Below are 18,064 nucleotides of genomic sequence, written 5' to 3'. Positions count from 1 at the left end.
ATCGAAGAGCAAGTGAGGCAAATTTTGCCTCGCCCTTAGGGCAGCGTTTTCAGCAGGTTTGAAAGACTTGGCTCGTCTACGGCCTTGGCCGCACGGCTCGCAGACATCCACTTGCGCTTGCGCTCACCGTCTTCTGGATACTTGCGAACGAGCTTCGCCAGACGCGCTTGGAACACATCTACGCGCAGGGGCAGAACCTCGCCCTTATCCAGACGCTTTATGTAATTGTAGTGGCCGATCAGGATCGGCGCCTTGGTCGCAGTCACGATCCCCGCTTCTTCCCAACCTTCCTCCAAAGCCGAAACCTCGGGCGATTTTCCGTCTTTAATCCAGCCTTTCGGCAGCACCCAGCGCCCCGAGTCCCTTGAAGTCACCAGCAAGTACTCGCGATCCTTCTCCTTGCCCCGATAGCACAGCAGAGCGACTTGGGATGCGGACGTGCTCTTTGACATATGATTAAGGTCTTTCGACAATAAACCTGCCGCACCGAACCGCGCAGGCCTGTTGCAATTTGGAACTGATAAGGACGCAATTCCAGAGCACGCACAAGTCACGAATGCCGTGATCCATAAAGCACTGATGAACCGGCGACAGGACGTGCCTAGTACCGGTTCACGACGGATGTGTAACAGCGTCTTAAATAGAGCCGCCCTCGACCATGTAACTGCTGGCCGAGCACATCGCTGCATCATCGGACGCTAGGAAAAGTACCATTCTCGCCACATATACAGGATCAATTGGATCCGGCAGACACTGGCGCGTCAGGTGGGCATCCAGCGCCTCTGGTGTGACCCACAGCTCCTTTTGCCGTTCGGTCATGATCCAGCCAGGGATGACTGCGTTCACGCGTATGTGGTGCTGCCCCAAATCTCTCGCCATTGTCCGCGTCAGGCCCTGTACGGCGGCTTTGGCCGTCGTATAGGCAGGGAACCCACCACCCGCCTCGAACCAACTGTTTGATCCCATATTGATGATGGCACCGCCCCCTGCTGCGATCATATCGGGCGCCACTGCTTGGATCGAAAAGAACATGTGCCGGATGTTCGTGGCTTGGCGTTCGTCCCAGTATTCGGGCGTGACGTCCTGCCAATTGTGGCGATCATCACGGGCGGCGTTGTTCACCAGCACTTCCGCTGCACCGATCCGCGTTTTCAGGTTCGCCATGGCATCGCGCAGCGCGTCGATGTCTCTTAGGTCGCAAATCTCGTAGGTGACATTGTCATACTCGGCGCTGAGGCGTTCTGCGGCCTGAGCATCCAAATCTAGAAAGCCCACCTGCGCCCCCTGCTCTGCAAAGCCTTTGACAATACGTGCGCCGATACCGGACGCACCGCCGCTCACATAGACCACGCGCCCCTTGAGGCTTGGGTAAATCGCAAAATCTGACATGGTTTCTCCTCTTCCAAGCACTTGATAGCGCTAAACTTGTCTCGTCGAAACCGTTTCATGCGCAACATCGTACGTGCTGACGACGAACGAGTTGCTCTTCACCTGACAGTGAAACTCAAAATTCCGGCAGGCCTGTGACAATCGGATCGAGATGACCTAAGGAAAGCTCAGAAGCCGAAGTCGAGTCCGATATGCCCCACAGAACCGCAAAACAGACAGAAAGTGACCGCCTAAATCAGCGCGCCGGACTGGCCTCTGTCGCGGTGGCAACTACATTGGTGCTGGCGAAACTTTGGGCTCTAGCTGCGACGGGCGCACTGTCGGTCGGAGCGTCCTTGGTGGACAGCGGGCTCGATCTGATGGTGTCACTCGCTGGCTTGGCCGCGATCACCTACGCCGCCCGCCCACCGGACGAAGATCACGCGCACGGACACACCTCGGCCGAAGATCTAGCAGCTCTGGCGCAATCGACCTTTATCCTAGGGTCTGGCGCGGCGATCCTCTGGGCTGCCACGCGCCGGATGCTATCACCTGATCACACGGAGCTAACGTCTGAGACTGCGGGTGTTGCTGTCATGGTGCTGTCGATCGTGCTGACCCTCGCTCTCGTGGCATACCAACGCCGCGTTGCATCCAAGACTGGCAACAAGGTCGTGTCTGCGGATAGTTTGCACTACATCGGCGATCTGGTCCCAAATATTGGCGCAATCGCTTCTTTGTTGGCGGCGCGGCAGCTTGGCCTGACACTCATCGACAGTTTGGTGGCAATCGGCGCGGCACTCTTTATGATGTTTGGCGCGTTCAAGATTGGGAAAACCGCGATTGACGCCCTAATGGATCGACAAGCTCCGGACACCGAAATCGAGGGCATCTCGGCAATTGCGGGCACCTACCCCGGTGTGTTGGGATTTCACGATCTTAAAACGCGCATGGCTGGTTCGCGGACCTTTGTGACATTGCATATTGAATTGGACGGGGATCAATCCCTGTACGACGCGCACGAGATCAGCGCGGGCTTGCGGTCCAAAATCCTAGAGGCCTATCCCCACACAGACGTCATGATCCACAAAGACGTCTGGTTTCCGCCAAAAGACTAGCTCGCCAGCGCGAGCCCGCTCGCAACATCTCGCAATGCCCGAGCCTCTGCAGCGGTCAGGCACATGCGCGCGGCAGAGCCATATGAATTCCAACCTTGCCGAAGCGCAGGAAAAGTCTGGAACAAGCGCGCCAAATCTTCGGGTGCGATGGTCTGCATCGCCTGCGGGCCCGGCAAGAGTGTCTCGGAGAGTATTCCCTCGGCGCAGACAATCTCGTGTTCATCGCAGACAAAATGTACATAAGTGACAGTCGGTTGCGGTGCGCGCACGATAGTCGAGCTATTCACAAGTTGAGCCGCCGAAACCAACACCTCGGGCACGCCAAAGAGCAACTCAACGTCTACGCCAGTCACAAGCACCCGATGCTGCGGTGACAGATATACGTCGCGTACGTTGCCCATGGCCCCTGCCCGAAACAAAACTGGGGCGTTCTTTCCTTGTCCGCTGGTCGTTCGGCGCGCTGTCCAGCGCACCGTAGACGGACCATGGTCCAAAGTGAGAACCATGTCCCCGTTCTGCAGATCTTCGACAGCGCGCGGACCGTCGGCGGTGTCAATCAAAGTGCCTTGGCCAAAGCAGATGAACATCTCGTCCACGCCCGACGTGTAAATCCCGCCATACTCGACACCGTTCCACGTTCCCAAGGTAACTTCGGTCACATGCTTGTGGTGAAAGTCGGGGATATCATAGTCCATGATGCGCACCCCGTAGGTGCCATTCGTGAACAAAGTAACTTCGATATCTACCGTGTACGTAACGCCCTTGGCGACAATCGTTGAGTCCGTGTAGAGGGCGATTTCTTGAGGGGTGAGTGTGACATTCGGCCCAATGACCAACTCGCCGGGTGCGGTCGAGCTGCCATCGAAACCATCATTATCGTGTATGACGCCATCGTTGTTGGCGTCACGCATAATGAACTCGACATAGCCTGCCGGATCAACGGATAACCCGTTGCCGATCGCATCCAAGTTGTCGGGATCCGAGGCACTATAGCCGGGCCACAAGCTGGGGACGTACCACCCCCATGTCTGAATATCTGCCATCTGCCACTCTCTACGCCCATTCGACTAGCGTAGATTTTTACAGCGGCCCTCAGCGAAATCCGAGCCCGCCTGCGGGATAGCGAACAGCTCTTTAGGTCAGAATGATATGCGTTGGTATTACCTTCCCCGCGGGGATGATTACACGCAAGGAAGGATAAACCGGACACGCGTCCCGACGTCCTCGGTGCTTTCGATTTCGACCCGACCGCCGCAGTCGTTGGCCAACTCGATAACCGACGCAAGACCAAGACCAGAACCTTTGCCCCTGCCCTTCGTGGTGAAATAGCGCTGACCCACTTTCTTAAGTGTATCCTTATCCATTCCGCAGCCACTGTCGGCAACAGTCAAAACCTGACACATCGGCTCGGACCCGACGCTTGGCACGACGTACTGACGAACAGCAATCTCACCCGCACCAGAGATTGAATCCCGAGCATTGGCGATCAGGTTGAACAACGCAGAACGGACACGCACAGGATCGGCGAACACACGTGTGCTGCTTTCTTCGGTCTCGATTTTAAGGGAAATCTGACGGGATACGATGTGATCAAGGAGTTCAACCTCGTTCTCTACGATTTCGGCCAGATCAACCTCGGCCATGCCGTTGCCATCGTCGTGCACGAAATCAAGTAGGCGACGGGTCATACCGCGTCCCGTATGCGCGGACCGCGATAGGCGGCGGACCAACGCACTCAGGTTGTCATCCTCGACATTCATGTCCAGCAAACGCGAAATCGCCTCGACCGCCGCAAGCAGATTGTTGATGTCGTGCACAACGTCAGCCGCAAGTTCACCCATGACACGCTGACGCTCTGCGCGCTGCTCTAGCTCTGCCAAGTCGGGAGTCCGACCAGCACCAGAGTCAGGCAAAGCGCACTTGATCGCTGTTGCGGTCTTGATCTGTCTTTCCATCGTCATCCGGCTGCTCGTTTCCTCTAAGAGGCTGGGTTGTGCGTTTGTTTCAATCTGCAACCAGTAATACGCAAAACAAGGGGATCAACAAACGACGATTACTGCAAAGGCAACTATTCATATATCGAAGGTATGCTATTGGCGCGTTTGGCCGTACCCACGCATCGCTGCCAAACAAGGATATAAGGACTATCCGCTTTTGCCTTGGAGTAACCCCTTAGCATAGCGAGTGAAAAAAACTACCGCCGCAAGTTGGTTGGCACGCTTTTGGCTATCTGATCAGCATGACCGATATACACCACAACTTCGACCAAGCGATTCCCTGCCCCCGGGCCTTCCTGCGTTCAGAACCTCAGTCGCTCGAGGTTGCGTTGGATTTCGGAGCGGGAAGAACGCCACGTCCCGTCGGATCTGTTGAATGGGACGACACCCGCCGTCAGGCGGTTCTACAGTGGGACGCACGCTTCGTGGCCGACCCTCTGCCACTTTCGCCGATCCTCGTGAGGCGCCATGCAGGAAGTTTGAGACCGCGCAAAGGGTGGGCCTTCGAAGGAGCCCCTGCCCTTCTCGGCGATAGCATGCCCGACGGTTGGGGCCGCCTTTTGGCGGACCATGAAATTCGCGCCAGCGGAGGCAGTCCGGCGCAGACCGGGCCACTCACACGTCTGTCTTTGGTGGGACTGCATGGAATCGGAGCGCTCACTTTCCGCCCCGCCTACCCTCTGTCAGAACCTGGTGCGGTTTCACTCGACTGGTTCGCGGCCTTGGCGGCCGATGTGGGCGATTGCACAAACATTGAGGCAGTCACGCGCCTGAGGAATGCAACTGGTGGCACTCATGGGCAAAAGCCCAAGCTTTTGGCCCAATTGTCCCCCGATGGAGAAGACCTGCGAAATCACCGCGCACCCTTGCGCGACGGTTGGCGACACGTCCTAATCAAGCGCCGCGGTCGAGAGGATCGCAACGGCACGATCGAGGCCGAGGTCGCCTACGGCATGATGGCCCGCGAGGCAGGTTTGACGACCACCTGGATGGGTATGCTCCGTTCTAGTGCCCGAGAACATTACTTCGCGACCGAACGTTTCGACCGCGTCGGAAATGCGCGGGTACATGTGCAAACTGTTGCGGCCCTCTTCGGACTCGATTTCCGGACCGCAAATCTAGACTACATTGAACTGCTCAAGCTGACGCACGCCCTCACTCGGGATGAACGACAGGTACACGAGATGATGCGCCGCATGATTTTTAATGTGCGCGCTGTGAACCGCGATGACCATCTCAAGAACCACGCATTCATGATGGACCACACAGGCCGATGGTCTCTGGCGCCTGCCTACGACCTTTCCTATAGCTATGGCCGCGGCGGTCTCCACTCGCTGTCCGTGGCGGGCAATCGGCACCAGCCAGGTCGTATTCACTTCCACGACGTGGCCCGTGCTATAGGAATCGAGCGTGAGACTGTTTGGGACATGATCGCCAAAGTCGACGATGCCCTAAGCCGCTGGCCCGAATTTGCCGAAGCCTGCGCCGTCCCAAAACTCCTGCGCCGCAGCATCCAGGATGCCATTGAGTGTGCGCGCAGTTGGACATGACGATTTGATCAGCCCTCGCGCCCGTTGGCGTAGGGGCTGATCCTTCCTATATCGAACCCAGACTGGCATCTGTCGCTTCAGAGGGTTCCGATGGGTTATTTTAAAACTGCACTTCTCATGGCTGCCATGACGGCTCTGTTTATGGGGCTAGGTTATTTGCTGGCTGGTGCCGGCGGGATGCTCATCGCGCTTGTCGTTGCCGGTGCGATGAACATCTTCACATGGTGGAATTCTGACAAGATGGTCCTGCGCATGCACAACGCGCAGCTCTTATCGCCTGGCGATCGATCTGGCATTCAGCAGATGGTAGCTGACTTGGCGCGCAATGCAGACATGCCTGTGCCCGCAGTCTACTTGATCGACACGCCGCAGCCCAACGCCTTTGCCACAGGCCGCAACCCACAAAATGCAGCCGTCGCAGTAACGAGCGGCATCCTCCGTGTCTTGAGCCGCGAGGAGCTGGCGGGCGTGATCGCCCACGAGCTTGCGCATATCAAAAACCACGACACCGCCATCATGACGGTTACGGCGACCTTCGCGGGTGCGATTTCCATGCTCGCAAACTTTGCACTATTCTTTGGCGGTGGGAACCGTGACGAAGAAGGCAACGGCGGGCTGGGTCTGATCGGGACACTTGCTATGATGTTCCTTGCTCCCATGGCCGCCGCACTGGTTCAGATGGCGATCAGCAGAAGCCGTGAATACGAAGCAGACCGGATCGGGGCAGAAATCTGCGGCCATCCTTTGTGGCTTGCATCGGCGCTTGAGAATATTCAGCACGGAGCGGCGCAGGTCGACAACATTGCGGCAGAGCGCAATCCGGCGACCGCACATATGTTTATTATTAACCCGCTCCACGGGCGCAAAATGGACAATCTGTTTGCTACACACCCCGCCACAGAAAATCGGGTTGCTGCCTTGCGCGCGATGGCGAACGGCTCAGAACCGCATGCACAACGACAAACGACTGTTTCGGCGTCCAGCATTCCGAACACTCGAAGAAAGCGCCGCAAAAGCGGCCCTTGGACCTAAAGCCCCGTTGCAATCTTCCCCACGGGGAAGAAAAGCAAACTTTCCCCTAATACGCATTTGAAAATCTGAAATCCGCCTTGCGACATAAGCGCAAGGCGGGTCATACTTCTGTGAGTAACTTCTAATACGTGCGGCTGTTTCCGAGTGCACCTGTCCCAGTTATCCGCCAACGGATATGGTATGGTACATAGGCTAGCGAACTACAGAAACGCTCCGAAGATCGCCATGACGCTGGCTCTCCTCGTCTTGGCCAGCTCCATTTCTGTGCTGCTCGGATGGGCGTTAGAGATACAAGCTCTGATCAAGCCACTTCAAACAGCCTCTCCAACACAATTCTCCACAGCGCTCTGCCTAGGGCTAGCGACGCTTCCAACCGTACTTCGAACACGTTACAAACAGCCTTGGCATGCATTACTCCCATTTGCGGTGATCGCGGTGATCGCTGGGCTTTCCTTAGCCTCTCATTGGTTTGATGGGCTCACCTTCATCAACCGCATCTTTCGACCGACGAACCAAGAACAGGGCGCGCTTCCAGGACAAATGTCCGTAAATTCCGCACTGCTGTTCTTGTCGGTCGCAACATACGGCGGCCTGATCCGTGTCGCACGCCCATCGGCGGCGCTTTCGGTGCTAGGGCAGGCGGCTATTGTCGCTCTGCTCGGCGTCACAATATCAATGCTAGGGCTAATCTTCAGCAACCTGCCGACACCCGTCCGCTGGAGCAGCAACCCGACGGATACTGGGCCAATCACTGCGCTAGGTGTCATGCTGCTCTTTCTGGTGCAGCTTGCAGAGAGTACAGATGAAAACGGGCTACCACTTCGGCTCTTGGATATCGCCGAAGTCGTCGCCACAGCCGTGATCGCTGGCGCCATGCTGTTCTTTGGCATTCTGACTTTGGCGGCACCAAACGCCCTAAATCAGACCAATGCAGATCGCATGGCGCGGTATTTTGAGCATGAAGTCGCCAAAGCGTCAGCCACGTTTTATGTCGCAAGTCACGCGCTTACCACCGAACCGCATGAGGGCAGGGGACACGACCACGCCAGTACACGCGCATGTCGCAGCAGTCGCTTAACCCTGATCTTTACCTTTGAGCTTCAACCCAACGAAATTCACCAAGTGGATTGCACATACGGCATGACACGTCCCAGCCCAGGAGGGAGCGTCTACAAATACTTCGACGGTTGGCAACAGGGGTGGCACGACACCAATCCAACAACGACCGGAACAGTCATCACGTATTGCATTGCTGATACCAGATGTAGTGTCTACGTAAGCTCGGCAACGAGCGTTCATCCCTCTGATAGTAAGATCTACGTCATGACCGTGAACCTTGGGCTGATCCTGCAGGACTATCTCAAGACCCAAGTCATCGACGCAGCTAAGATAGAATTTATCGACCTGAAGCGATGGATTGAGTCACTGCCGCAAGGCATCTCTCAAGATGAAGCACTGCAGAGTTTTGACGCGTTTCTTTGGTCCTCTGGCTTGGAGCCATTTGATCTGCGAAGCGAGAGGATCAAGTTCGCCACGACCTTGATGTCGATACTCTTGCTCGGCGCCATACTCGGGGTATTTATCCTGACGCAGATCAGCCAACGCACGCACACACAGTTCCAAGAGGCCTCAAGGCAGCTGTCGATCCGGCAATTCTACACGCGCCGCTTTGTTTACGCAGCGGCGCATGACCTGCGTGCACCACTACGCGGCATTGAGCAGCTATCCGCGTGGGCGCGCGACGATCTGGAGAACGGGGAAACGGAGTCTCCCAATCGCTACATGGCTCTGATCAATTCGCGGATCCAGCACCTGAGCCGGCTCATTGAGGGCATTCTAGACCTTGCACGCTTGGACAATCGTGAAAACAAGACAGACCAGCTTCCCGTAAACAACGCAATTGAGGCGGCCGCAAACCTGTATCGCTCGCCTAAGATCACGGTTGAGACGAGTTATGGCGCCCCGAACATGGTCATTCATTACGAATATGACGGGTTGGTCCGAGTCCTCAACAATCTACTGGCAAACGCTGTTAGCCATCACGATCAAGAAGAGATTATGATCGCGGTGAGGACATCGTATCAGGCAGACAACCTGCGGATCGAAGTGGAAGATGATGGTCCCGGTGTTCCGGAAGGCCGACACGAGATGATTTTTGAACTCTTCCGCACCTATTCCGGAAACAAAGAGCACACAGGTGTCGGAATGGGCCTCGCCATGGTGCGCCGGCTGATTGAAGAGTGGGGCGGGACAATTGTCGTGGAGTCGCCCGCCAAAGAGGGCAGGGGGGCCAGGTTCGTCATCCTGATCCCGCTTGATTTGGTCTGGAAGCGCGCTCCTTAAGCCTCGTAATTTTTGAGCTTCAGCCGTGCCTTCGCACCCAAATCTTCGAGCAACACGCTCGCCAAACTGCTCTTGTTCTCTAGGTGATCAATTATCTTCTTCAGCGAGGCGGAGAAGTCTTCCATATAAAACAGTGCTGAAATGCCGTGTAGCTTATAAGCGACAAAGCTCGCGCGCTGGAAATCCTTGTCACTAAGTAGATCAATCATCGCGTCAACATCTTGGACCATGCGCGCAAGTGCGAGTGGGTAAAGCTCAACAAGATCCGGATCCGAAAGACCTTGGGGAAAAGAGGAATTTTCTAAATCATCCATGGCAATAACTCACACAATTTTTAGTTGTTTTGCCATACACGCGAATTCGCACAAACATGTTTCTATAATTGTAAGTCGATAGCGGTCAGATATTCCGGACTATATCGTCCTCTCTCCTTTGTTTTTGCGTGGAAAATTCGGCAAATTTTGCATTTTTATACAGCAGTGGCTGATTGAATGGTTGCAGACTGTGACATTGAAACAACGCACCCTGCGGCAGTGCAGCATGTAACTCGCAGGTGTGATATTATACTACATATAGACATCATGATCCGAGTTAATAGATCTCGACACAACATACGGCTTCCAAGATCCCTTCCCCGCAAGGAAATCATTTTTCTGCTGGTGCGATTGCAAAGCAGCCTTTGCACAAAGAGAACCGGAATAGCTCTGCTTCCTTAGGATAGGTTCAGTATAGTCGACTCAACCAATCCCTCTAGCGCGAACGGCCGTCCCACGATGAAACTCTTTGCCAAGATCCTTGATATCCTGGGTAAGCGTCGCGCCGTCTTGCAGCCCGCAACGCTCTTCGCATCAGCAATCGTCCTACTAGCAAGTGTTCTGTCTGCCGCGCTCCCAGACATGTCGCACTTAATTCCTATCGCTGCCAGACCGATAGACGCGGTCGCTGTTGTCACTCTTTCAGGGCTTCTGTGCGCATCAAATCTCGGTTTCGTGAGCGTCCATACAAAGCGGGCAGCGGCCAGCGGCGTCATTTTGGTGTGTACAGCGTCTTTAGCGGCTCTGTTTGGCATCAATCTTGACCGAACTGCGGACCTTGCGCGTTTCAACGCATGGGTTCTAGATCCCGAGATCGCATTGGCAGTTGCCATAGGCGCGCGCGCCATCCTTAGATCAGACAGAGAGCCGGCGTTTATGAATCTGTCTCGGCACGCACTCTATGTCATCATCCCAGCCTTCGGCATCTTGTCGACACTCACAGGCATGGCCGCCGAGCTGCAAGCCAGCAGTTGGCAACCGGTTGTAGGCATCAATCTCCCCCTCGCAGCCCTGATGCTGATCATTGCGCTCGTTGAGTTCGCGAAGCTCCCTCAAAGTCGCAATCCGAACATGCTTGGGATCGCACTACCTCTGCCCGCCATTTCCTATTTCATCTTCGCTGGCATGTTTCGTCATGTAGCAACAGGAGATACGGCCGGACTCCTCCTAGATTTTGTCATCATCACGATCCTGATCACGGGCGCTCGTTTCCTGACAGGCGCGGTTGACGTCTTTTTCTCGATGGTCGATAGCGCTGATAAGCGAAACGCGATGCTTACTCGGCAAAACAACGTCATCCAAGACCTGCTCTATGCTTTGGCGCATGATCTGCGATCACCCGCTCGCGGTATCGTTCAGACCTCGGAATGGCTGCGCGAGGACCTAAAGGCCAAAGACTACGAACAGCTCCAACAGCGCACCGATATTATCAGCGATCGCGCCGAAGCTCTGTACGAACGACTTGATGCGTTTGTGGAATACGTGCGTCTCGGACGCTTTGTCGCGAAGCGTCAGACCGTCGCGCTGAACCTATTAGCTGAGAACCTCGTTGACGCCATGCCGCACGACGCCAAAAAGATCATTACTCTTCATGGCCATGAGCTCACGATCCAAACGGATGAAAGCGCTCTAGCATCCATCCTCTCGAACCTTCTCGAGAACGCGGCCATCTATGCAGATCAAGATGCGCCAGAAATCCACCTGACTTGGAATACTCAAGGCGACGATCTTATGATCAGTGTCTACAACAACGGCCCCAGCATTCGTCAGGGAGCGATTCCCAAGATTTTCCAACCGTTCCGTGGCGCGGTCAGTAACACCGTACAAAATGGGATGGCTCTAGCGATCACAGCGCGACTGGTCGAGGCTTTGGGCGGCAAGATCGCGGTGCATACGGACCCTGCCTCGACGAAGGGCACCGAATTCCGCTGTGCGATCCCGCTCCGCAACGCTTCTGCACAAAACATTGCATAAAAAAGCCCCCCGAAAACGGGGGGCGAGTGAGGCAGTTTTCCCTTAAGGGGAACCGTTAATCCAAGGTCTCAAGGAACTGACGGATGGCTTGCTCCAAGCGCTCCTGATCCATGGATGAAAAATCGCGATCTAATTTGATCTCTAATTTGCCCTGAGCTGCGGTGCATTTCGCCGACCGGTCGCCAACCGCCAAAGCGAAACTGGTCTTCGATGGAGCAGGGCGCTTTCCGCCAGACTTGCCAGCTGCCATCTTGGTAGGCTGAGCCTCTTTGGCGAAGCTGCGCAGAATTTCTAGCTCTTCTTCAGCAGTTCGGGAGGGTCGGGCATCCAACGATTTGACGATTTTTTGGCCAACAGCGCAGTCCGCCTCTATCAGAGACGCCAACGACAACCCCAAGGCACGCGGAATTTGCGGCAGATAGAGCAGATGCCCATCTAGTTCACGCACCAACCGAATGAAATTCCGAATATAGCTCCGCTTTTGGTAACCGGCTGACTTATATAGGGTCGCAACCGCCTTATCAGGGTCTGTTTCGCCGGTTTCAGGGTCATTTGCGTATTCAAGCGCAAGCTTGGCCATCTCACCAAACGAGATATCTTTGCGCACCAAATTCTCATCGACCATACGGCGGTAGAGGTCTTCGAGCGTGTCGCCCGCTTCGGTCACAACAGCCGGAATGGCACCAAACTGCTCATCACCTGTCGCATCAAAAAGTTCGCGGTAGGCCGAGAGGCGACGAAACCCTTGGACCAACTCATACAGCCCATCGGTCCGTGTTTCGAGACGGATCGGGTTCGAAAGCCCAATCTCCGCGATCGATCCTTTTAGCTCTGCAAGTTCCAGATCCAATCCTTTGGCGCGGTCACGGGTCAGTTTGCTGGTCGAAATCGCATTCAGCGGGACCAATTCCATAACAAGGCCCAAGCCTTTGAGCCGAACATGCTCATGGGCCAGCGCGTCATTCTCGGCGCGGATTTTTTCCTCGATCTCTTGACGCTGGCGGGTGCTGTTCGCCGCCTCAGAGATCGCGGTGGCCATAGGTCCACGACGCGGGGCAGGGGCGCTGGTGGGAACGGCCGCCTCCGGCGCATCCGTTGGCATCTCTGTGGGCATGTTGATGTCGAACATCCGGCGTTTCTTTGCCATGGTCGTTCTCCTCAGATCTTGTCCCAAGCGGTGATGATGTTGCCACGGAATTCTTCGTAAGCACGGTCAAAGCTTGCTCGGGCACGGCGCCATGTCTCACGGGTCATATCACGGTAATCGATCTCGTAGACCGATGCGAGGAAACGACCAGATTGCTCGACCGCGCGTGTCATCTCGACCGGATTGTTTGTGACGTGTTCGCCAAAAACCTTCTGAAAGGCTTCGTACATCGCGCGATGCAACTCATTCCCTGGTTCGTAACGGGTCATCAGGAACTTAATATCGGCAAAGGCCTTGGGCAGCGTCATATGGCATCCCGGAACACTGCCCTGATAGCCAGCAGAAAGGTCTTCCAACGCTTCGGCAAGCTGACCGATAAAGCTCGTGGTCGAGTCGTATTCCCAGTATCCGGGTCCCGAGGGAATGTAGAGCATGTCCGCCGCGAAAACCGCGTTCATAGACTGATAGCCAATGGCGGGCGGGCAATCGAAGATTATCAGGTCGTAGGCGTCATCCGGAATGCTATCGAGATAGCGCGAAACACAGGCAAAGAAGCTCCATTCCGGGTTCAAATGACGATACTGCGCGCTGGCAAATTCGACGAATGCCGCATTGGCGCAGCTTGGAACCACATCAATCGTGCTCCATGCGCTCGCCTTGATGAAATCCGCAGGGCGGAGGGCATCAAGGCCCATCTCACGGATAGACGCTGGAATTTGCCGCTGGGGCAGGGCGGTCCCGCTTGCCGCGCCAACGACTGCTGCATTCATCCGATCAGTTTCGCGGATCAGGTCGCGCGCCATGATGCCCCAAACAGTGTACTCTTCGGCCACATCAGTTAGCCCCATTGAGTGGGACAGGGTCGCCTGTGGATCGAAATCTACGAGGAGAACACGATACCCATCCAACGCTGCCGCATGAGCGAAGTGTAGAGCAACCGTCGATTTACCCGCACCACCTTTGAAGTTGGCAATCGCCGCACGGAAAGCGCGCTTGCCCTCAGGACGCGGCGGCAGAAGCGACTTCTTGTTCACCTTGATCCGGCGGCGCAGTTCGTTGATCTCGTCCAAAGTAAACCAGCGCTGACGGCCATCGGGTTCAACCTCACCGCTCGGCAAATTCGGGTCCGAAGCCAAACGCCCACGGAAGGTCGACTGATTAATCCCAAGGATCAACTCAGACACCTCCCAGCTCGAAAACCGGCGAAGATACTTGATGTTCTCGGGACTGAATGTCTGCTGACGGATCCAGCTCTGCAATTTCAGAGATTGGGCCTGAAGGTGGCTCAGTTCCTCGTGGGTGTACACGGCCTGTCTCACAACGTTATTTTCTGCTCATCTACAATTTACGCCGAAACCGCATCGAACGCAAAACAAAAAACCTGTGGGATTAACGTCTTGCCAGGAAAGCGGTCGCGACATTTATCCCACATATAGTCTCTCAGCGCGCACAAGTATCACGAATAAGACTAGATGCGCTCTGGACGCTTTTTCGCCAGAAGCCTTGAATAGGCAAGGTATTAGCGCGCCATCATGACACATTGAGCGAAACGCTAATACCCAACCTCTCATTAAAAAACCACGAAACCTCAGGAGGTTGACAGCTGTCAACTCTGACAACTGCCATTTCCTGCACATCACATCGCCCTTTGGTTTTCGGTTGCGAGTAACGCCATAATCATCGGCCCAGGAGAGAAGGCGCCAGATTCAGCCTTCGAGGTCAGCGCGCGCAGATATCCACCCGGGCTCCGAATTTCACTCGCCCTTTGCAGTATGCCGACGACGGTGATCGCAGCGGCCTCGCTTCCCATCGCAGCTTCCGCACGTCTCCAAGCATCATCCGAAATCCCAAGCATGGGGCGAATGAAATTGGCAGCTGTCACAAGTTCAGGCCAAGAATGGATACCAGTTGGAATGTAATCGTTCAGATCCGGGCAAGCTTTAACCACGAGATAGAGTGGAAGCTTCGGCTTCGCCTGAGGGGAGGGCTCAACCTCGGCCGCCCTTTCCTTTTCTAAGGAAGGTTCAGAATCTGAATGTTTTATGTTTGAATATTGTAAGTGCCGCTCAATTACATCGTCATTGCCGCTCATTTCTTTCGATATTTCATGAGAGAGAATGACGTTGACGTCTGCGAGCAACTGATCCGCGATCAGATTTAACTCATTCAGCTCATCTGCATAGAGCTTACGGCGAAGCGAACGCTGCATCAGCTTTAGCCGATCCTCAACCTGATCCCAGTTACCTTCAACCTCTTCTTTACCGAAAGCAATGAGCTTCGCGGCGTCGCGTAAACGGAGCACCACAGCCTCGCGCAAGCGCTTGAGACGTAGCGCGGCCGCCCGTGCCTCTCTGGCCGCCTGCCCAATTTCAGGCAGCCGTACAAGAAGAGGACGCAGATCGAAACCAAATGCCCGATCAATACCCCCATCAACACCTCGCGCCGCATAGCGCTTGCCGTTCGGGCTGTCGTGTCGGATGATGAGTTGCGCATTGACCAAGGCTGCGAGATGCCGCCTAAGTGTGCTCTCTGCCATACCGTGGGCGCGTTCAGACAAAGCCGCGTTGGATGGAAAGACAATCGTCCCCTCGCCATCAGCCAAGCTATCATGGGGATGGAAACTGACGAGCGCATTCAGCACCGCGAGGTCACGATCTGTCACACCAAACGCCAGGCGCGCCGCCGTGAGCTCTTTGATGATTGTCCACTTGTCAGGCACAGTGTCAGGGATCGGCGCCTCGAGCATTTGCTGAGCTGCCAATTGTCCAGCCGAAACCGGCCGCCGCCCAAAAGGCGTCGTTGAGATGTGTTCCATAATTTGTCACGACGACACTAAAAACCATCCATCGGACTCAACGATGGTTGACAGCTGTCAACTCCCAAGGGTAGGTTCGAAGTGCTAAGACGAATTGGCCTCTCGGGATGTATGTCCTGGGGGGTCTTTTCTTTTCTGGTGTCGGGGTCGTGCCTCCTTTTCCTGTTTCAAACTGCTCTTGTTTATTCGCCCGAGTTCTTCAGAAACTCTGAGTGAATGCGATCAAGGTTCTGGATCAACCAGTCGTCGAACCCATCCTTGTCTTTTAACGTCAGGACAGTCTTGTCGCCTTTGCGGCTGACTTCTCCCAACGGTTTTCCGGCACCCGTGCGCAGCTCCTTGCGTGTGTTGCGCCTGGGTAGTTTCTCTGGCGCCAACCCGTCGAAGACCGCTTGAAAGCGATCGTCCGAGGTTTGCCCCTGCGCCATGTCAATGATTTGCTCAAGGGGTCGCCCCTGCATCCGTGCTGCGAGCGCAAGCCAGCGGTCTCGTCCCACGCTGGGGGCCGCACCAATCGCCATAATAATGGGATAGGGCACCGCGTCCGTCACAGAGAGCATGCGGCTGATAACGGTCTTGTCGATATGCAGCGCGTCGCAAATGACTTTGCGCTCAAAACCGTTCTCGACCATCTGCCGCGCGAAATTAGCCTTCTCGATAAACGTCAGGTCTTTGCGCGCTGCGTTCTCTTGGCCTTGGGCGACAATCAGGTCCCGATCATTGAGCACCCGAACCATTGCACGGACCGGCATGCCCAACTCACGCAGAGCTGCAACTCGACGTCGGCCATAGACGATCTCGTAGCGGTTGCCATCTGTTGGCGACTGCCTCAACAAGACAGGCACCTGCTGGCCATATTCCTTTATAGACGAGACGAGCGCCGCCAGACCGTCTGGATCGTCGTCAAGCCGGTCCTTGAGGCCAGCGTCGTCAATCAATTCCGGAGGAATTTCGGCAAGAGCGCGCGTTTTCAGGTCAGCGATCTGCTGGCTCACAGCCCCAATCGCACCAGTCGTCCGACGCGGTTTAGCCGGAGCGGGCGCATCCTCTCCGGTTGGGTTTGAGAGATTTCCGAGAAGGTTCTTGCGTGCCATCAGCGCCCCCAAGCCTTCTGGATCAGATCCTCAATCTCACCGTTCACATTGTTCAGGCTCTCCATAGCCCGTTCATAGGTGGCGCGATGAAACTGGTTCTTTTCGACTTCATACAGGGTCTGTTTAGTGATGCCGGCATCACTAATCGCAGTAGACTTCAGCGCGGTGTGGTTCAGCACATGCTCGCCAAACATGGACCGCATAAAGCTGACCATTTGGTTCTGCGGACCATCACCAGGTTCGTAACGCGTCACAAGGTACCGCAACCAGTCATAGGACATATCCCCACCGGCCTCAGCCACGACCCCAAGCAGATTGGAGGTCATCAGTAGGAACTGACACATGGACATGACATCAAGCATTTGGGGATGAACCGTCACCAGTACCGCGGTCGCCGCAGAGAGCGCGGACATGGTCAGGAACCCCAGCTGAGGCGGGCAATCAATCACAACAACGTCGTAGCTGGCCTCCACTTCGGCCAGTTTCTCGCCAACGCGGGTAAAGAACAAATCGCCCGACCGCTCTGCCAGAGCTTTGGGGGTGTCGTGTTCGAACTCCATCAAGTCCAGATTACCCGGAATGATGTCGAGATTGGTAAAATAGGTGCTCTGGATCACATCCGCTAACGGCACCGGATCATCATAGCGGATCGCATCATACAGCGTTCCGCCGTCCAACAAGTCGAACTCCGGCTGAAACCCGTGCAAAGCCGAAAGGCTCGCCTGTGGGTCCAAATCCACCGCTAGAACGCGATAGCCGTCAAGCGCGAGCTTCTGCGCCAGATGTGCAGAAGTCGTCGTCTTGCCTGAGCCGCCCTTGAAGTTGATGACCGTAATCACCTGCAGGTGGTCGCCCTCAGTCCGCCCGGGCAGGTAGGTCCCAGGCACCTTGGCGCCCTTTTCGAGCATATCGCGCAGTGCTTGGACATCTTCGGTCGAGTAATATCGGCGGCCACCAGTGCGAATTTCGGGCTCTGGTCCGCGACCATCCAGATGAAGTTTGCGCAGATACGCGTCTTTGACACCGAGTAGGTTTGCGACTTCGCCGCTCGTGAACTTTCGCAGGGCACGTTTCGCATCTGGTGGGAACAGCTGCGTGCGGTGGGCTTGCAGGCGTTCCGACAAGCTTGCAGCATGCTGCCCAACCAATAGATCTATGCGGCCCTGTTGTGCCATTCGTTCAGTCTGCCCTCGGTGCAACGCCGTTTGTTACGGTTATAGGCGTCATATTCTCTAGTTAGCGTAATTAATGGCCTACGCATCCCGAGTCTGACAAGCACTTTTTGTAAATGACACCAGAGTAATGGGGATTC

The 18,064-nt window shown here is 55.5% G+C and carries 15 protein-coding genes; 5 read left to right on the top strand and 10 right to left on the bottom strand.

All coding sequences use genetic code 11. From position 1 onward, the window contains the following. Positions 1–35 precede the first annotated feature (35 nt). Together N4A58_RS12395 and N4A58_RS12390 are read right to left on the bottom strand one after the other, a co-directional pair. A complete protein-coding gene (locus N4A58_RS12395) occupies positions 36–452 on the bottom strand; it encodes an NUDIX hydrolase (protein ID WP_293710024.1) in 417 nt (138 codons plus the stop codon). 184 nt (positions 453–636) lie between these two features. Then, complete coding sequence (locus N4A58_RS12390; RefSeq protein WP_293710022.1) at positions 637–1,389, bottom strand: SDR family NAD(P)-dependent oxidoreductase; 753 nt, start codon at positions 1,387–1,389, stop codon at positions 637–639. Between the two features lie 191 nt (positions 1,390–1,580). Between N4A58_RS12390 and N4A58_RS12385 the strand changes: the two genes are divergently transcribed. Then, entirely contained in the window at positions 1,581–2,486 is a 906-nt protein-coding gene (locus tag N4A58_RS12385) for a cation diffusion facilitator family transporter (RefSeq protein ID WP_293710020.1), read from the top strand. Here the strand turns inward: N4A58_RS12385 and N4A58_RS12380 are convergent. Next, positions 2,483–3,529 carry a Hint domain-containing protein gene (locus N4A58_RS12380; RefSeq protein WP_293710018.1) on the bottom strand — a complete coding sequence of 349 codons (1,047 nt, stop codon included), beginning with the start codon at positions 3,527–3,529 and terminating at the stop codon, positions 2,483–2,485. The two genes, N4A58_RS12385 and N4A58_RS12380, sit on opposite strands and share 4 nt — an antisense overlap. 138 nt (positions 3,530–3,667) lie before the next feature. Then, positions 3,668–4,447, bottom strand: a complete 780-nt coding sequence (locus tag N4A58_RS12375) for a HAMP domain-containing sensor histidine kinase (RefSeq protein ID WP_293710017.1) — start codon at positions 4,445–4,447, stop codon at positions 3,668–3,670. A 278-nt stretch (positions 4,448–4,725) separates the two neighbouring features. Between N4A58_RS12375 and N4A58_RS12370 the strand changes: the two genes are divergently transcribed. The 3 genes from N4A58_RS12370 (at position 4,726) to N4A58_RS12360 (ending at position 9,408) form a co-directional block, all read left to right on the top strand. Further along, positions 4,726–6,033: a type II toxin-antitoxin system HipA family toxin gene (locus tag N4A58_RS12370; RefSeq protein ID WP_293710016.1), complete on the top strand. Its 1,308-nt coding sequence runs from the start codon at positions 4,726–4,728 to the stop codon at positions 6,031–6,033. Between the two features lie 90 nt (positions 6,034–6,123). After that, complete coding sequence (gene htpX / locus N4A58_RS12365) at positions 6,124–7,065, top strand: zinc metalloprotease HtpX (protein ID WP_293710015.1); 942 nt, start codon at positions 6,124–6,126, stop codon at positions 7,063–7,065. A 225-nt stretch (positions 7,066–7,290) separates the two neighbouring features. Next, positions 7,291–9,408: a HAMP domain-containing sensor histidine kinase gene (locus N4A58_RS12360; RefSeq protein ID WP_293710014.1), complete on the top strand. Its 2,118-nt coding sequence runs from the start codon at positions 7,291–7,293 to the stop codon at positions 9,406–9,408. Here the strand turns inward: N4A58_RS12360 and N4A58_RS12355 are convergent. Continuing rightward, a complete protein-coding gene (locus N4A58_RS12355; RefSeq protein ID WP_293710013.1) occupies positions 9,405–9,722 on the bottom strand; it encodes a hypothetical protein in 318 nt (105 codons plus the stop codon). The two genes, N4A58_RS12360 and N4A58_RS12355, sit on opposite strands and share 4 nt — an antisense overlap. A 459-nt stretch (positions 9,723–10,181) precedes the next feature. On the opposite strand from N4A58_RS12355, the gene N4A58_RS12350 reads away from it, so the two are divergent. Then, positions 10,182–11,696 carry a HAMP domain-containing sensor histidine kinase gene (locus N4A58_RS12350; protein WP_293710012.1) on the top strand — a complete coding sequence of 505 codons (1,515 nt, stop codon included), beginning with the start codon at positions 10,182–10,184 and terminating at the stop codon, positions 11,694–11,696. A gap of 55 nt (positions 11,697–11,751) precedes the next feature. Here N4A58_RS12350 and N4A58_RS12345 read toward each other — a convergent pair whose 3' ends face one another. The 5 genes from N4A58_RS12345 to repA all read right to left on the bottom strand — a co-directional run bounded on the left by N4A58_RS12345 (position 11,752) and on the right by repA (position 17,927). Next, positions 11,752–12,843: a ParB N-terminal domain-containing protein gene (locus N4A58_RS12345; protein ID WP_293710010.1), complete on the bottom strand. Its 1,092-nt coding sequence runs from the start codon at positions 12,841–12,843 to the stop codon at positions 11,752–11,754. A gap of 11 nt (positions 12,844–12,854) precedes the next feature. Next, positions 12,855–14,150, bottom strand: a complete 1,296-nt coding sequence (locus N4A58_RS12340) for an AAA family ATPase (RefSeq protein ID WP_072702559.1) — start codon at positions 14,148–14,150, stop codon at positions 12,855–12,857. A 329-nt stretch (positions 14,151–14,479) separates the two neighbouring features. Further along, the gene (gene repC / locus N4A58_RS12335) at positions 14,480–15,658 is read right to left on the bottom strand and encodes a plasmid replication protein RepC (RefSeq protein WP_293710008.1); all 1,179 of its coding nucleotides are present in this window, start codon (positions 15,656–15,658) and stop codon (positions 14,480–14,482) included. A 182-nt stretch (positions 15,659–15,840) separates the two neighbouring features. Continuing rightward, on the bottom strand, positions 15,841–16,752 hold the full coding sequence (gene repB / locus N4A58_RS12330) for a plasmid partitioning protein RepB (RefSeq protein WP_293710006.1): 912 nt from the start codon (positions 16,750–16,752) through the stop codon (positions 15,841–15,843). After that, positions 16,752–17,927, bottom strand: coding sequence for a plasmid partitioning protein RepA (gene repA, locus N4A58_RS12325; RefSeq protein ID WP_092464483.1), 1,176 nt, complete (start codon positions 17,925–17,927; stop codon positions 16,752–16,754). Before repA ends, repB begins: the two co-directional genes overlap by 1 nt. Between the last annotated feature and the right edge of the window lie 137 nt (positions 17,928–18,064).

This window comes from Donghicola sp. (assembly GCF_025210255.1).
GTDB lineage: Bacteria > Pseudomonadota > Alphaproteobacteria > Rhodobacterales > Rhodobacteraceae > Donghicola > Donghicola eburneus.
Note: the sequence above shows the minus strand (reverse complement) of the source record. Positions and strands in the feature narration are given on the sequence as shown.

Coding starts and splice junctions, on each gene's coding strand:
- N4A58_RS12390 (WP_293710022.1), bottom strand. CDS start 1,389: ATGTCAGATTTTGCGATTTACCCAAGCCTCAAGGGGCGCGTGGTCTAT.
- N4A58_RS12360 (WP_293710014.1), top strand. CDS start 7,291: ATGACGCTGGCTCTCCTCGTCTTGGCCAGCTCCATTTCTGTGCTGCTC.
- N4A58_RS12350 (WP_293710012.1), top strand. CDS start 10,182: ATGAAACTCTTTGCCAAGATCCTTGATATCCTGGGTAAGCGTCGCGCC.
- repB (WP_293710006.1), bottom strand. CDS start 16,752: ATGGCACGCAAGAACCTTCTCGGAAATCTCTCAAACCCAACCGGAGAG.
- htpX (WP_293710015.1), top strand. CDS start 6,124: ATGGGTTATTTTAAAACTGCACTTCTCATGGCTGCCATGACGGCTCTG.
- repA (WP_092464483.1), bottom strand. CDS start 17,927: ATGGCACAACAGGGCCGCATAGATCTATTGGTTGGGCAGCATGCTGCA.
- N4A58_RS12375 (WP_293710017.1), bottom strand. CDS start 4,447: ATGACGATGGAAAGACAGATCAAGACCGCAACAGCGATCAAGTGCGCT.
- N4A58_RS12385 (WP_293710020.1), top strand. CDS start 1,581: ATGCCCCACAGAACCGCAAAACAGACAGAAAGTGACCGCCTAAATCAG.
- N4A58_RS12380 (WP_293710018.1), bottom strand. CDS start 3,529: ATGGCAGATATTCAGACATGGGGGTGGTACGTCCCCAGCTTGTGGCCC.
- repC (WP_293710008.1), bottom strand. CDS start 15,658: ATGGAACACATCTCAACGACGCCTTTTGGGCGGCGGCCGGTTTCGGCT.
- N4A58_RS12355 (WP_293710013.1), bottom strand. CDS start 9,722: ATGGATGATTTAGAAAATTCCTCTTTTCCCCAAGGTCTTTCGGATCCG.
- N4A58_RS12395 (WP_293710024.1), bottom strand. CDS start 452: ATGTCAAAGAGCACGTCCGCATCCCAAGTCGCTCTGCTGTGCTATCGG.
- N4A58_RS12345 (WP_293710010.1), bottom strand. CDS start 12,843: ATGGCAAAGAAACGCCGGATGTTCGACATCAACATGCCCACAGAGATG.
- N4A58_RS12370 (WP_293710016.1), top strand. CDS start 4,726: ATGACCGATATACACCACAACTTCGACCAAGCGATTCCCTGCCCCCGG.